This window comes from Pseudoalteromonas sp. 11L1 (genome assembly GCF_055397545.1).
The window spans coordinates 707,228-721,218 of record NZ_AP041141.1 but is presented as its reverse complement, the minus strand read 5'-3'; the positions used below and the strand labels follow the sequence as shown (position 1 = coordinate 721,218).

14 protein-coding genes are annotated in these 13,991 nt (G+C 41.4%); 8 read left to right on the top strand and 6 right to left on the bottom strand.

The genetic code is table 11. From position 1 onward, the window contains the following. Window positions 1–134: 134 nt before the first annotated feature. Both ACZ5WS_RS03385 and ACZ5WS_RS03380 read left to right on the top strand, forming a co-directional pair. A complete protein-coding gene (locus ACZ5WS_RS03385; protein ID WP_036980747.1) occupies window positions 135–347 on the top strand; it encodes an EF-hand domain-containing protein in 213 nt (70 codons plus the stop codon). Between the two features lie 64 nt (window positions 348–411). Next, window positions 412–627, top strand: a complete 216-nt coding sequence (locus ACZ5WS_RS03380; RefSeq protein WP_010392739.1) for an EF-hand domain-containing protein — start codon at window positions 412–414, stop codon at window positions 625–627. A gap of 59 nt (window positions 628–686) precedes the next feature. Here ACZ5WS_RS03380 and ACZ5WS_RS03375 read toward each other — a convergent pair whose 3' ends face one another. From ACZ5WS_RS03375 to def, 5 genes are all read right to left on the bottom strand, one after another. After that, the gene (locus ACZ5WS_RS03375; RefSeq protein WP_232735457.1) at window positions 687–2,837 is read right to left on the bottom strand and encodes a TonB-dependent siderophore receptor; all 2,151 of its coding nucleotides are present in this window, start codon (window positions 2,835–2,837) and stop codon (window positions 687–689) included. Window positions 2,838–3,029: 192 nt separating this feature from the next. After that, window positions 3,030–4,406 (bottom strand): Trk system potassium transporter TrkA, encoded by a 1,377-nt coding sequence (gene trkA / locus ACZ5WS_RS03370; RefSeq protein ID WP_054202928.1) that lies wholly within the window; start codon window positions 4,404–4,406, stop codon window positions 3,030–3,032. A gap of 83 nt (window positions 4,407–4,489) precedes the next feature. Then, window positions 4,490–5,785, bottom strand: a complete 1,296-nt coding sequence (gene rsmB, locus ACZ5WS_RS03365) for a 16S rRNA (cytosine(967)-C(5))-methyltransferase RsmB (RefSeq protein ID WP_075169469.1) — start codon at window positions 5,783–5,785, stop codon at window positions 4,490–4,492. Continuing rightward, the gene (fmt, locus tag ACZ5WS_RS03360) at window positions 5,778–6,731 is read right to left on the bottom strand and encodes a methionyl-tRNA formyltransferase (protein WP_178954457.1); all 954 of its coding nucleotides are present in this window, start codon (window positions 6,729–6,731) and stop codon (window positions 5,778–5,780) included. The genes rsmB and fmt overlap by 8 nt, the downstream gene beginning before the upstream one ends. Before the next feature lie 31 nt (window positions 6,732–6,762). Next, window positions 6,763–7,269: a peptide deformylase gene (gene def, locus ACZ5WS_RS03355; RefSeq protein ID WP_138609096.1), complete on the bottom strand. Its 507-nt coding sequence runs from the start codon at window positions 7,267–7,269 to the stop codon at window positions 6,763–6,765. 119 nt (window positions 7,270–7,388) lie between these two features. Between def and ACZ5WS_RS03350 the strand changes: the two genes are divergently transcribed. The 6 genes from ACZ5WS_RS03350 to hemF all read left to right on the top strand — a co-directional run bounded on the left by ACZ5WS_RS03350 (window position 7,389) and on the right by hemF (window position 12,299). After that, the gene (locus ACZ5WS_RS03350; RefSeq protein ID WP_138609094.1) at window positions 7,389–8,510 is read left to right on the top strand and encodes a LysM peptidoglycan-binding domain-containing protein; all 1,122 of its coding nucleotides are present in this window, start codon (window positions 7,389–7,391) and stop codon (window positions 8,508–8,510) included. Between the two features lie 28 nt (window positions 8,511–8,538). Next, the gene (gene dprA, locus ACZ5WS_RS03345) at window positions 8,539–9,630 is read left to right on the top strand and encodes a DNA-processing protein DprA (RefSeq protein ID WP_464710632.1); all 1,092 of its coding nucleotides are present in this window, start codon (window positions 8,539–8,541) and stop codon (window positions 9,628–9,630) included. A gap of 1 nt (window position 9,631) precedes the next feature. After that, window positions 9,632–10,105 (top strand): DUF494 family protein, encoded by a 474-nt coding sequence (locus tag ACZ5WS_RS03340; RefSeq protein ID WP_010392756.1) that lies wholly within the window; start codon window positions 9,632–9,634, stop codon window positions 10,103–10,105. A 111-nt stretch (window positions 10,106–10,216) separates the two neighbouring features. Next, on the top strand, window positions 10,217–10,792 hold the full coding sequence (locus ACZ5WS_RS03335) for a DNA topoisomerase family protein (RefSeq protein WP_178954461.1): 576 nt from the start codon (window positions 10,217–10,219) through the stop codon (window positions 10,790–10,792). 23 nt (window positions 10,793–10,815) lie between these two features. Next, window positions 10,816–11,379, top strand: a complete 564-nt coding sequence (gene tsaC / locus ACZ5WS_RS03330; RefSeq protein ID WP_138571419.1) for an L-threonylcarbamoyladenylate synthase type 1 TsaC — start codon at window positions 10,816–10,818, stop codon at window positions 11,377–11,379. Between the two features lie 2 nt (window positions 11,380–11,381). After that, window positions 11,382–12,299, top strand: a complete 918-nt coding sequence (gene hemF / locus ACZ5WS_RS03325; protein WP_010392766.1) for an oxygen-dependent coproporphyrinogen oxidase — start codon at window positions 11,382–11,384, stop codon at window positions 12,297–12,299. A gap of 46 nt (window positions 12,300–12,345) precedes the next feature. On the opposite strand, the gene ACZ5WS_RS03320 is transcribed toward hemF, so the two are convergent. Further along, complete coding sequence (locus ACZ5WS_RS03320) at window positions 12,346–13,950, bottom strand: methyl-accepting chemotaxis protein (protein WP_464710627.1); 1,605 nt, start codon at window positions 13,948–13,950, stop codon at window positions 12,346–12,348. Window positions 13,951–13,991 lie beyond the last annotated feature (41 nt).

Below are 13,991 nucleotides of genomic sequence, written 5' to 3'. Positions count from 1 at the left end.
GCTAAAGCTGGGTATATTCTGAGTTGCCAAAGACAACCTAAGTAGGCAAGGGAGCCTGTGAAAAAGAATGACAAGGACGGTTATAGCCTGACATTTCCAATAGCACAAAGCATTACATTTTGAAGGATTAAATTATGAAAACATTACACAAAACATTCGCACTGATCGCGCTAGCTTCTTCATCAGCGGCCTTTGCCGCTAGCGACTTTGACACAATTGATGCCGACGGTAATGGGGTTATTAGTCAAAGCGAAGCTGCTGTAAATGCTGATTTAACGGCCGCATTTACTGAGCTTGATACTGACGGTAATGGTGAGCTTTCTAAAGCTGAGTTTGCAAACTTTTAATTTTTAACTTTTTTCATTGCACAGGGATCTCAGAAAAGGATTTCCCTCTTTAAGGAGACTTATTATGAAAGCATTAAATACCACACTTGCGATTTTAGTATTAGCATCATCATCAGCGGCATACGCAGCAGTAGACTTTGCCTCTTTTGATAGCAATGGCGACGGTGTAATTAGTCAGCAGGAAGCTGCGTCTAATAAACAACTCATGAATATTTTTGATGACTTAGATACTGACGGAAATGGTGAACTTTCTAAAGAAGAGTTTGCAAGAGTACAATAAGTATTACCCCATCATACTCCACTAAAGCCGCTTAATAGTCAGCGGCTTTTTTGTGCTTGTTAGAGACTATATTTAAGTTGGAGAGAGAAGCTTCTTGGCTTGCCATAACGATATTGGTTATAGAACCCAATTTGACTGTAATAATGCTTATCAAATAAGTTATCGATATTTAGGCTAACAGATAATTGCTCATTCATTTGATAATTCGCCATTAGGCTAGCAATACCATAACTAGGCTGGTTCACCTCAACAGCACCATAAACAGGGTTGTTAACTTCATCATAGCTATTGCTTTGCCAGCGATAGCCACCACCCACTTTTAGATTGTCTAATGCACCTGAGAGTTGATAGCTAGTAAAAAGTTTAAATTGATCTTTTGGGTTGGTGGTATTTAATACCGTATTATCCGGTTTTTCGCCTTTACTATGGGTATAGCCAAAATAAGCGTTCCAGTTGTCGGTTAATTTTCCGTTGATTTCTAGCTCGTAGCCCTGAGTTAATGTGCCGTCAATGGGCTTGTAGATGGCCTGAAGTGTTTCTGCAATGGTATCTCCCGTGTACTCGCCTACATTATCTTGATAAATTTTAAATCCAGAAAGGGATATGTCTAAACGTTCATCAAGTACAGAAGCTTTTATGCCAAGTTCATAATTCTTACCTTCAATAGGGCTTAAATAATGTCCATTTTTATCAACTCGACTTTGTGGTGTAAAAATATCAGTGTAATTAGCATACAAAGCCCAACTCTGTGTCAGTTCATAAGTTGCCCCAAAATAATTAGTTAGTTCATCACTTATTTTATAATCATGCATGCGACCAAAATTATCTTGATTGGTTTGCCATTGATTTAACCGGCTTCCAACAATTAAAGACAAGGCATCGGTTATATTTAGTTGTGCAGCAACATAAAGTGCATCTTGTTTAGTTGTGCCATAAGAGCCGTAAGCCGCTTCTGACTGCCAATTTGGTTTTGCAATGCTATAACTAGAGTCAGTGAAATCGCCGATAATATAGTCACTTTGTTGACTAGCATAATAAGGGGTAGAAAACTGTTGCTCTTGGGTATTATAACCAAATAGCAGTTGGTGACTTTGGCCCAGCCAATTAAACCGACCATTGAGTTCGACCTCATAGGTATCCTGCGTTCTGTTTGCATCAATATAGTTTATAGAACCGGGTTTCATTCCTGTGTTGTTTATAGGATCGGGCTCTCCTTTTACCCAAAACACATCATAGTCTAGGTCGTTATCACCATAGACATAATTAGCGGTTAGCTGCCAGTTAGCGTTAAAGTAATGCTCTAGACGAATAAACGCATTAAGTGCATCGGTTCGAGAAGAGGCCCAATCTTGAGCCGTTGAAGCACCTCTGTCATAAGCAGTGCGGGAGCCATCACTATAAAAAATAGGCAAACCGCCTGACATTGTTCCTTTAGGAGTTGTCGATTGATTATCAACAGCAAGAGTCAATAAAGTACTGTTAGAAAGATCTGCCTCAATAATGCCATACAATGTTTGACTGGTTTGCGAGAAGCGATCTTGATATGAGTGTCTATCTTGATAAGCAACAACAGCCCGTCCTCTTATACTTTCGCTATTATTTATGCTTCCCGACACATCCACCATCGCACGGTAGTTGTCCCATGAGCCTAATGAAGCAGTAAGATTTATTTGAGTGTTTGCAGTTGGACGTTTACGTATCAAATTAATTGCTGCCGAAGGGTTACCTGCGCCCAGCATTAGCCCCGTTGCTCCTCTAACTATTTCGATACGATCATAAATTGCGGTATCGGTTAGGTTATCTCCATAATTAAAGCGGGTGTCATAGGTGGTTGCTATGCCATCATAAAGTATGCTGGTGACACTAATACCTCGGGCTGAAATAGAAAACTTGCCATTATCTGCTTCTCGAGCATTTATGCCTGTTACACTGGTTATAGCTTCAATTGCGGTGTTTAGTTGTTGGTCTGCCATAAAATCGCTTGTTATCGCTATCGTTGATTGCGGTGTTTGCAAATGTGATAGCTCAAGACCTGTTGCAGAGCTCATGGAATTAACTTTATAGCCGTTCGCTTGCTCTCCAATAACGGTTAACCTTTCGATATCTTTGCTAGTGTGGGCGAGCGTTTGAGTTGAAACTGCTGAAAATAAAAGACCAACCAGAGTGTAATGAGTTACGGGAGAATTTTTCTTTGAGAGTAGGTGTATCATTTGAAATCCATTTTTATTTAAAAACGTGAAATTAACTTTTCACATCAGTAGATGTCGCTGCTTGATAATCGAGCAAGAAGAGACTAATGGATTTTTCTTTACTAGTAAATGCTTTTGATAATGATTTTCATTTAGATTTAAGCATTCTCCTTTTTACTTACAAGCACGTTGTGAATAAAAAGGAGGGGTTACTTATAAAAAGATTGCGCTAACTTGGAATAACTTTTCAACCACGTTAATGTGCTTTTTATCAATTAAGAACATAATTACATGATCGCCTGATAGAATTATCGTGTCGTCGTGGGCAATTAGTACATCGTCATTACGTACAATTGCACCTATTGTGGTACCTGCTGGCAATTTAATATCTGCAATCGCGCGACCCACTACTTTAGATGTGTTTTCATCACCATGGGCAACTGCCTCTATGGCTTCTGCAGCCCCTTTACGCAGTGAATACACGTTTACAATGTCGCCTCGGCGCACGTGCGTAAGTAACGCAGAAATAGTCGCTTGTTGTGGTGAAATAGCAATATCTATTTCGCCGCCCTGTACTAAATCAACGTAAGCACCTCGTTGAATAAGCACCATGGTTTTTTGTGCCCCCATGCGTTTTGCGAGCATGGCCGACATAATATTCACTTCATCATCGTTAGTAACGGCAATAAAAACATCAACTTGTTCAATGTGTTCTTCAGAGAGCAGTTCTTGATCGGACGCATCACCACAAAATACCACTGTGTTGTCGAGCATTTCAGAGAGTTGCTCTGCGCGCTCTTTACTGCGTTCTAATAATTTAACGCTGTGGTTTCTTTCCAGTGAACGGGCTAGGCCTGCACCAATATTACCGCCACCGGCTATCATAATTTTTTTGTACGAGCGTTCCAGTTTTTGTAGCTCGTTCATTACCGCACGAATATGTTTGGTGGCGGCAATAAAAAATACTTCATCGTCGGCTTCTATTACGGTGGTACCCTGCGGTTTTATTGCCTTGCCTTGACGGTAAATAGCGGCTACTCGGGTTTCTACATTAGGAATATGTTGCTTAAGTGTAGATAGGGCATAGCCTACCAATAAACCGCCATAGTAGGCTTTTACAGCCACTAAAGAGAGCATGCCGTCGGCAAATTGTAGTACCTGTAATGCACCAGGGTAATCTATCAAACGGCGAATATATTTAGTTACGAGTGCTTCTGGGGCTATGTAATGATCGACAGGTAAATCATCATTATGAAAGAGTTTTTCGCGGTATTTTAAATATTGCTCAGAGCGAATGCGGGCAATTTTGGTTGGCGTATTAAAAATACTGTAAGCAACTTGGCATGCCACCATGTTTACTTCATCTGAGCTGGTTACGGCGATAATCATATCGGCATCTTCAGCTCCTGCGCGACTCAACACGTCAGGGTGGGCGCCGTGGCCTGCAACACCTTGTAAATCGTATTTATCTTGCAGTTCACGCAAGCGGTTACCGTCGATATCAACTACGGTTATTTCGTTTTGTTCACCCACTAAGTTTTCTGCGAGTGTGCCGCCAACTTGTCCAGCACCGAGTATGATTATTTTCATTATGTACCCGTATTATTAATACTAATTACATCAAAATAATAACTACCTCAAAGCGAGGTAGTTAAATGTGTTGCGTTGCAATACTAGGCTTTTTTAACTAATTTAGCGTAGTAAAAACCGTCACTTTCACCTGGCAAAAGCTGTAAGCCTGGTGTGGTTTTTGTGTCTTCGCTGTGCAGAGGAATATGCTCCACATCGTCGTTATTAGCTAAAAACTTAGCAACTTGTTGTTGGTTTTCTTGAGGAAGTACCGAGCAAGTTGCATACACTAATGTGCCACCTGGTTTTAACAATGGCCAAATGCTATCGAGTATATCGCCTTGTAGGGTCGATAAGTCGTTAATGTCGGATGCGCGACGTAGCCATTTTATATCTGGATGACGACGAATTACGCCCGTTGCAGAGCAGGGTACATCTAACAAAATACGATCAAACTGATCTTCATCCCACCAAGTGTGAGGTTGCGATGCATCACCACATTGTAAGTCGGCTCCCAAACCAATTCGTTCTAAGTTTTGTTTAACACGTTCTAATCGTGTGGCATCGCTATCAAGCGCGAGCACATCTGCATCGGCAAGCTCTAAAATATGGCAGGTTTTACCACCAGGCGCTGCACAGGCATCAAGTATTGCATCACCATTTTGTGGGTCTAGGTAGCGAGCTGCAAGCTGCGCTGCCGCATCTTGTACTGAACAAGCACCGGTATCAAACTCAGGAAGTGAAAACACATCGCGTGGTTTGCTTAGTTTAATGCCATCAATAAAATCAGGGTTTAGAGTATGTTCAATATCGTTAGCGGTTAGCATTTCGCTATATTCTTGGGTGCTAAACTGCGATTGATTCACTCGCAGCCACATTGGCGCTTGCTGTTGGTTTGCTTCTAGAATGTCTTCCCAGTGATCTGGATAGGCTTCTTTTACTTGCTTTATAAACCAATTTGGGTGGTTGTATAAACATACCGGAATTTGTTTGGCTTTTTCTTCAAGCTCAACTTGCTGACGCTGAAAGCTTCGTAAAATGGCGTTAATAAGCCCTTTTAAGCCAAGAGCACGCAGTTGTTGTAACGCATTAACCGTTTCGCTAATTGCTGCATGCGGCGGTACACGCATGTGTTGTAGTTGGTAAATGCCCACATACAATAAAAACTGGAAAATACGACGTTTGCCTTTAAGCGGTTGCTCGACTAGATGCTGGCAATAATTTTCTAGGCTAGGTAAGTAACGTAATACTCCGTAGCAAATTTGCTGCAGTAAAGCTTTATCTTTAGGTGATAGGCCTTGGCTAGCGAAAGGAAGTTCTTGATTAAGCGATGCTCCTTTATCAACCACGTTATATAAAGTTTCAGCGGCTAGCGCTCTGACATTGCTTACATTACTCATTATTTTCGCCTAATACAGTGCCGGGTGTGACCCAATCGCTACGACCGTTTAAAAAATCATTAATTGCCATTGGCTTTTTGCCTTGTGGTTGTAATTCGCCAATAGATAAAGCGTGTTTACCACAAGCCACAACGATACCGTTTTTATCACTTGCTAAGACAGTGCCAGATGCGCCTGATTGTTCAACCACATTTGCTTGGTATATTTTTACCGTATTACCACTCATTTGGGTAAAGCATACTGGCCATGGGTTAAAGGCACGAATGTTGCGCTCGATTTGCTCGGCATCCATAGACCAATCAATGTTGGCTTCGTCTTTTGAGAGTTTTTTAGCGTAATTGGCATCGGTATCGTTTTGTGGTTCAGGCGTTATTTCCCCGTTGGCTAAACGATTTATGGTATCGATTAATGCATCAGGCCCGAGTTCAGCAAGCTTAGTGTATAAGCTGGCACTGGTTTCAGTATTATCAATAGGGCAGCGGCTAATATGCAGCATATCGCCGGTATCTAGCCCTTCATCCATTTGCATTATCGTTACACCGGTTTGCTGATCGCCTGCCCAAATAGCACGTTGAATAGGCGCGGCACCACGCCAGCGCGGTAAAATAGAGCCATGCACATTTAAACACCCTAAACGCGGGGCATCTAAAATGGCTTTAGGTAAAATTAAACCGTAGGCAACCACAATCATGATATCGGCATTGAGGCTGTTTAATTCTTCAAGTGCCTCATCTGTTTTGAGAGATTGCGGCTGAAAAACAGGTAGCTCATGTTCTAGTGCAAGCGCTTTTACTTCACTGGCTTTTAGTTTTTTTCCGCGACCCGCTGGACGATCTGGTTGACTGTAAACGCCCACAATTTGGTGTTCACTATTGATGAGTGCTTGCAGGTGGCGTGCAGCAAAGTCCGGCGTACCGGCAAATATAATGCGTAATGGTTGTGTCACTGAGTTTCCTAATTATTTACTAAGGTGCTTATTATTGCGCTGCAAACTTCGCTTCTTTTTCAAGCTTTTTACGGATGCGTTGGCGCTTTAATGGAGATAAATAATCAATAAATAATTTACCTTGAAGGTGATCAAGCTCATGCTGAATACAAATCGCTAATAATTCGTCGGCATCAAGAACAAACTCTTTACCTTCTTCGTTGAGTGCAGCCACGGTAACAGTCTCTGCACGGTCAACTTTTGCATACGAATGAGGAACTGACAAACAGCCTTCTTCACTCACGGTAGAGCCATCTTTTTTGATAATTTGTGGATTGATAAGTACCAGTGGTTCATCGCGTTCTTCTGATACATCGATCACCACAATACGTTGGTGAATATCAACTTGCGTAGCAGCAAGTCCAATACCATTTTCGTCGTACATAGTTTCTAGCATATCTTTGACGATTTCACGTACTTGGTCGTCAACAACAGTTACTTCTTTTGCGATTGTACGTAAACGTTCATCTGGAAATCTTAAAACTTCTAACCTAGCCATAGTTACCTTTTACACTTATGCTTAAATTTAGGGTATCGTATGTTCTTATTTTAGCCATTCACGTTCCCCTTTAACAGGTTTTGATTAATAATAATGAAAAAACACTATGAGGAAGCTCAATGAAATCTCCATTCATTGCAATAATACTTGCATTAAGTGCTACTTTTCCTGTGCTAGCAGATGTACTAACTATAAAAAAAGACGCGCCTAAACAGTACGTTGTAAAAAAAGGTGACACGCTTTGGGATATCTCAGCGATATATTTAAACGAGCCGTGGCTGTGGCCTGAGTTATGGCAAATGAATCCGCAAATAGGCAATCCTCATCTTATTTACCCGGGCGATGCGTTAGCATTAATTTACGATACAGACGGTAATCCGCGTTTAGTAATTAATAAAGCGTATAGAAAGCTATCACCTATAGGGCGTATTACTCCTAAAGGGAAAGACGCTATCACTACATTACCGCTTGCGCTGATTAAACCGTATTTGTCATTTGAACAAGCGATAAACAGCGATTTGGTAAAAGAAAAACCCTATATTTTAGGTGCAAACGAAAATACTAAAACTCAAACTATTGATCATATTCTATATGTTAAAGGTAATTTAAAGCGCCATCAGGCTTATGCTATTTACCATGAAGGAGCGCCTTACACCGATCCTAAAACAGGTGAAGAACTAGCGAGTAGAGCATCTTATGTAGGTATGGCCCGGGCCTTTAGAGCTGGTGATGCCGCCAATGGCGAACCTGCCTCAGTCAGGGTTGAATCAGTAAAACGTGAAATTAAACAAGGTGACTTTTTATTACCCGCCATGGAAGGGCAGATGCTGCCAGTGTATTTTAATATGCATCGTCCTACCCAGCCGCTGCAGGGCCATGTAATTGCATCTCCTCGTGAAGTGAGAGAATTTAGCACGATGGATGTGGTGGTGCTAAACTTAGGCTCTGAGCAACAAGTTGAAGTGGGCCATGTACTTGATATTGAACGCCAATCACCTAAAGTAATTGATGGTGCTCGAGGTCCGCGCTATACCGAAGATTCAAGTCGTTTAGAAAAATTGGTATCGGCTACTAGCGAATTATTCGGCTCAGAAACTGATGAAGACAGCATAACGTGGAAAATGCCAGCTGAAAAAGTTGGTGAAATGATTATTTTTAAAGTGTATGACAAAGTTAGTTATGCGCTGATCACTAAAAATCAGCACCCAATTCGCATTGGAGATTTAGCAGTTATTCATTAAGTAGCGAGTCGGTGTTCTAGGAGGGAACATGGAACAATCGTGTGGCAAGCTAAATCATTGGCTTGCCTTTTACTTATGCAAAGGGCTAGGGATTAAAACGCTCTTAGCCCTGTCTCAACAATACAGTTTAGCATCGCTGTTTTCTTTATCACACGCTGAGCTAGTAAACATTGGTTTAACGGCTCACCAAGCTAGCAACTTACTTAACACTAACTGGCAGCAAGTTGCACATTATGAGCAGTTGATCAGCCAACAAAACATTGTTGTTATTAGTATTTTTGATACCACCTACCCAGAACAGCTAAAACAAATAGCCAGTGCGCCACTATTACTTTTTTGTAAAGGGGATATCAGCTTGCTGGCTTCGCCGCAAATAGCCATTGTTGGCAGTCGAAACGCAACGACTACAGGGCTTGAAATTGCTGCTGAGTTTGCACACCAGTTAACCCTTGCTGGCATAACAGTAACCTCAGGTATGGCGCGAGGTATTGACGGTGCTGCCCATAAAGGGGCACTGTCAGGAAATGGCAAAACCATTGCAGTGCTAGGGACAGGCGTTGATATTTACTATCCTAAACGCCATAAGTTACTCACAGAGCAAGTATTAGCAACAGGCTTATTGGTTAGTGAGTTTTTGCCTGGTACGGCTGCCAATGCGCACAACTTCCCACGGCGCAATCGTATTATTTCAGGGCTCTCTTTAGGCGTTTTAATTGTTGAAGCCGAAATTAAAAGCGGCTCATTAATTACGGTACGTTACGCGCTTGAACAAAATAAAGAAGTTTTTGCGGTACCCGGTTCAATTAAAAATCCGCTTGCACAAGCTAGCCACTTTTTAATTAAACAAGGTGCTAAGCTGGTTGAGAACGTCGCAGATATCCTTGATGAGATGAACTTTTCATACCCTTCTGGTCTAAACTATAAAGAGTTAACTGATGCTGTAACCTCAGATTGCGAGGTACTTAATAGTATTGGGTTTGAGGTGACCAGTGTGGACGATATTATGCGTCGAGTGCAGTGGCCAATTGATAAAGTACAAGCGCGATTGCTTGATTTAGAGTTAGACGATCAAATTGAGCGAGTATTAGACGGCTATATTAAATTAAGCGCTGGAGGATAATATGTTTGATATTCTTATGTATTTATTTGAAAACTATGTTCACAGCGAAAGCGATGTTTTTGTTGAGCAAAGTAAGCTTACTGATGAGCTACTGCGCGCTGGGTTTAACAAGCCGGAAATAAACAAAGCTATTGACTGGTTAGATCAACTTGCCGCATTACAATATAGTAATGAGTCGCCTTATTTATTAGCCACTGAGCAGCATGCAGTGCGAATCTTTACCGATAGCGAGTGTCGAGTTCTTGATACTGAATGCCGTGGCTTTTTAATGTTTGTTGAACAAACCGGCGTTATTAATAGCACCACTCGTGAAATGGTGATGGATCGTTTGGCGGCGCTTGATAATTCAGCCATTACTTTAGAAGATTTAAAATGGTTAATTTTGATGGTGTTATTCAATGCCCCTGATTCTCAGCAGGCGTATGAGCAAATGGAAGATCTTATTTTTGATGAGCCTAGCGAAGTGTTACATTAACCATTATTGGGTGTTTTATTATTTTCAGCGTTAACAAACCGACTGCCATAGCTTGTATCTTTAAGGGTTTTGGGTATATTAGGCGAAAATTCACCAACCACTAGGATTTACATGAGTAAGATCGATCATTCACTTTTCTCGGCCAATAAACACGCCTTAGAAAAAGAATATGATATATGCCCGCAATGTGGTTCAGAACTCGTCATTCGTAATAGTAAATCTGGGCCTTTTTTAGGCTGCGCTAGTTACCCTAAGTGCGATTTTATTCGTCCGCTTGCACATCATGATAGCAATGAAATAAAAGTACTTGAGGACAGCGAGTGTCCAGAGTGTAGCAAGCCGCTGGTGGTGAAAAATGGCCGCTACGGTATGTTTATTGGCTGTACCGGTTACCCTGAATGTCATTATATTGCCAGTGAGCATGACGATACGCCAAGTGAAGAGCCTGTGATTAGTTGCCCTAAATGTAAAAAAGGGCATTTAGTTTCACGCAGTAATAAGTTTGGTAAAGTATTCTATTCCTGCGACTGTTACCCAAGCTGTAAATATACGCTTAATCATAAACCTGTAGCTCAAGCGTGTCCTGTATGTGACTGGCCAGTTGTTACTGAGAAAAAAGCCGCGAGTGGTGTTGTGTTACAATGCCCACAAAAAAGCTGTATGCATAAGTTTGCTGCCACTGAATAACATAAATATCTCTGGAGACAATTTTGTCTGACCTTTCTTCTTTATCTGCTGCAATAACAAGCTTAGAACAAGGCGATGTTATTTTATACCCAACTGAAGCTGTTTATGGCTTAGGTTGCGATCCTGACAATCAACAGGCGGTGGAGCGTTTACTTGATATTAAACAACGCCCAGTTGAAAAAGGGCTTATTTTAATTGCTGACAATTACGGGCAATTATTAAAGTACGTGGATGACGCTAAGTTGCCCATGGACAAACGCGCTGATATTTTTTCAAGTTGGCCTGGTGCTATTACCTGGGTGATGCCTGCTGCTAAAACCACGCCGAAGTGGTTAACAGGGCAATTTGATACTATTGCAGTGAGAGTAACTAACCATCCTACAGTTAAACGTTTATGCCAAGAGTTTGGTAAACCATTGGTATCAACAAGTGCAAATTTAACTGGTCAAGCAACGGTAACAAGTATTGTTGAGGCGCAGCAGCAGTTTGCAGATCAGGTTAGTTTTTATGTTGATGAACCATTAGGTGGTAATACACAACCAAGCACCATTAAAGATGCCACAACAGGCAATATATTCAGAGGTTAACTATGCAAAGCGAATTATTAAAACAAGTAAAAGCCTACTTTATGGCTTTGCAAGATACCATTTGCCAAGGCTTAGAAGCAGCAGATGGGAAAGCACAATTTGTTGAAGACAGCTGGCAGCGAGAAGAGGGCGGCGGTGGTCGTACTCGCGTTATCACCAATGGTAATGTGATTGAGCAAGGCGGAGTTAATTACTCTCATGTATTTGGTGCCTCTATGCCGGGCTCTGCCACTGCACATAGGCCTGAACTTGCAGGACGTAGTTTTCATGCGTGTGGTGTATCGTTAGTGATTCACCCTAAAAACCCACATATACCAACAAGCCATGCCAATGTACGCTTTTTTATTGCCGAAAAAGAAGGTGAAGAACCGATTTGGTGGTTTGGTGGTGGTTTTGATTTAACCCCGTTTTACCCTGTACTTGAAGATGTAGTGCATTGGCACCAAGTTGCGCACGATGTGTGTCAGCCATTTGGCGATGATGTTTATCCAAAATATAAAAAATGGTGTGACGAATACTTTTATTTAAAACATCGTGATGAAACCCGCGGCGTAGGCGGCTTATTTTTTGACGATTTAAATGAGTTAGGTTTTGAGCAAAGCTTTGCATTTATGCAATCGGTGGGTAATGGCTTTTTAGATGCTTACGTTCCTATTATTGAACGTCGTAAAAACGATGAGTACACCGAGCAGCAGCGCGACTTCCAATTATACCGCCGTGGTCGTTATGTTGAGTTTAATTTAGTCTGGGACCGTGGCACATTGTTTGGTTTACAAAGCGGTGGCCGTACGGAATCTATTTTAATGTCGATGCCACCTTTAGCCCGTTGGGAGTATAACTATACCCCAGCCGAAGACAGCGCAGAGGCATTACTATATAAAGATTTCTTAAAGCCTCGAGATTGGTTAGCACTGGGCTAAGAATGATATGCCAGTCAATAAACGGCTTATTGACTGGCTTTTAAAATTATCGCTTAAGTTTAAAACTGCGTACCTGCTCATCTAACGAGCGAGCTAAGTTGAGTAACTCTTCACTGACTTTTTGATTTTCATCGGCATCCACTAATGATTGCTCGGCGTTATCGCTAATACCAACAACACTTATATTTATTTCTTCAGCAGCTTGGTTTTGTTGCTCTGTTGCATCGGCTATTTGTATATTGAGCTCATTTATTTCATTCATTTGCCCTGAAATATCTTTTAAAGCTTGTGCAACTTGCTGTACTTGTTGCGCTCTTTCGTCTGCCTCTGCACAGGACTCCCCCATGGTTTTAACGGTTTGCGCGGCTTCTGACTGCAGCTTATCAATGGTGCGACGTATTTCATCAGTAGATGCATGAGTTCGAGTTGCTAAAGTACGTACTTCATCAGCAACAACGGCAAAGCCTCGGCCAGCTTCACCTGCACGGGCAGCTTCAATGGCAGCATTAAGCGCTAATAAATTTGTTTGCTCGGCGATACTGCTGATCACCTCAAGTACTTTTCCCACTTCAAGCGTTTGCTCTTGCAGCTGCCTTACTTGATCTGCCGCTTGGCGTACATCTTCTGCTAATTGATTAATACTGAGTTCGGTTTGCTCTGCAACCTGCATGCTTTGTTGTGCTAGTTCATTACTGTTCTCAGATTTTTCTTGAGCAAAATGGGTGGTGTTTCTTACTTCATTGGATGAGCTTTCTAGTTCATTAATTGCTGCGGCTACCGAGTCGGTACTTTTCTTTTGTTCTAAAATAGCGCGTTCGGTGGTATCGGCCGAGGTATAAATTTTCTCTGCTGAATGAATAAGCACTTTTGAAGAGTGAGATACCTGTGCAATGTTATCTTTAAACGTAGCAATCATTTGGTTAAAGCTGGTGGCAAGCCAGCCGAGTTCATCTTCGGCGTTATCTTCAATGCGTAAGGTTAAATCTTTATTGGTAGTAGCTAAGTGCATTGCATGGCCGAGCTTTTTAAGGCGCACTATAAATATTTTTCTAAACACTATACCTAGCAGCACAAAGGCAATAATAAAAATAGTAGAAAGTAGGCTGGTGGTTACTAAGGTGTTGTAAGTTACCTCATTATCAATATCAGCTAAGGAATAACTAATTTTTACCACGCCTAGTACATCGCCTTCTTGCGCTTGGTGGCAGCCTAAACAGTTAGTACCTTTATAATCAGAGCTAGCATACATAGGACGTAGGTAGGTCATACTGCGGCTATCGGTGTTTTGCTCTATAAATAAGCTTTCTTTACCCTTTAGTGCTTCGCGTTCGTTGTTATTACTTGCTGTTTGGTTTTTATTTCCGGCACCATACAGATTATTAACTATATCTGAGCGAATAATATGAGCATCTTCTATATTAGGATGTTTGCGTAACTTTTGGCTCAATAATTCTCGATTAGCCATAGTACCGGTTAGCATCATGGTGTTTATTGAATCAAAATAATTATCGGCAAGCAGCTTAATGTTTTCTGCCACCGTATCCTGGGCGAGCGTGCGTTGTTGGCTAGCACTACTAAAAATACTGGCTATCAATACAATAACGCCAGTTAGAGCTAATAAAGCATAAATTTTATGTTGGATTGATTTCACACGTGCCACGCTTTTCTAATTATTTGATAGGGTATTATCTA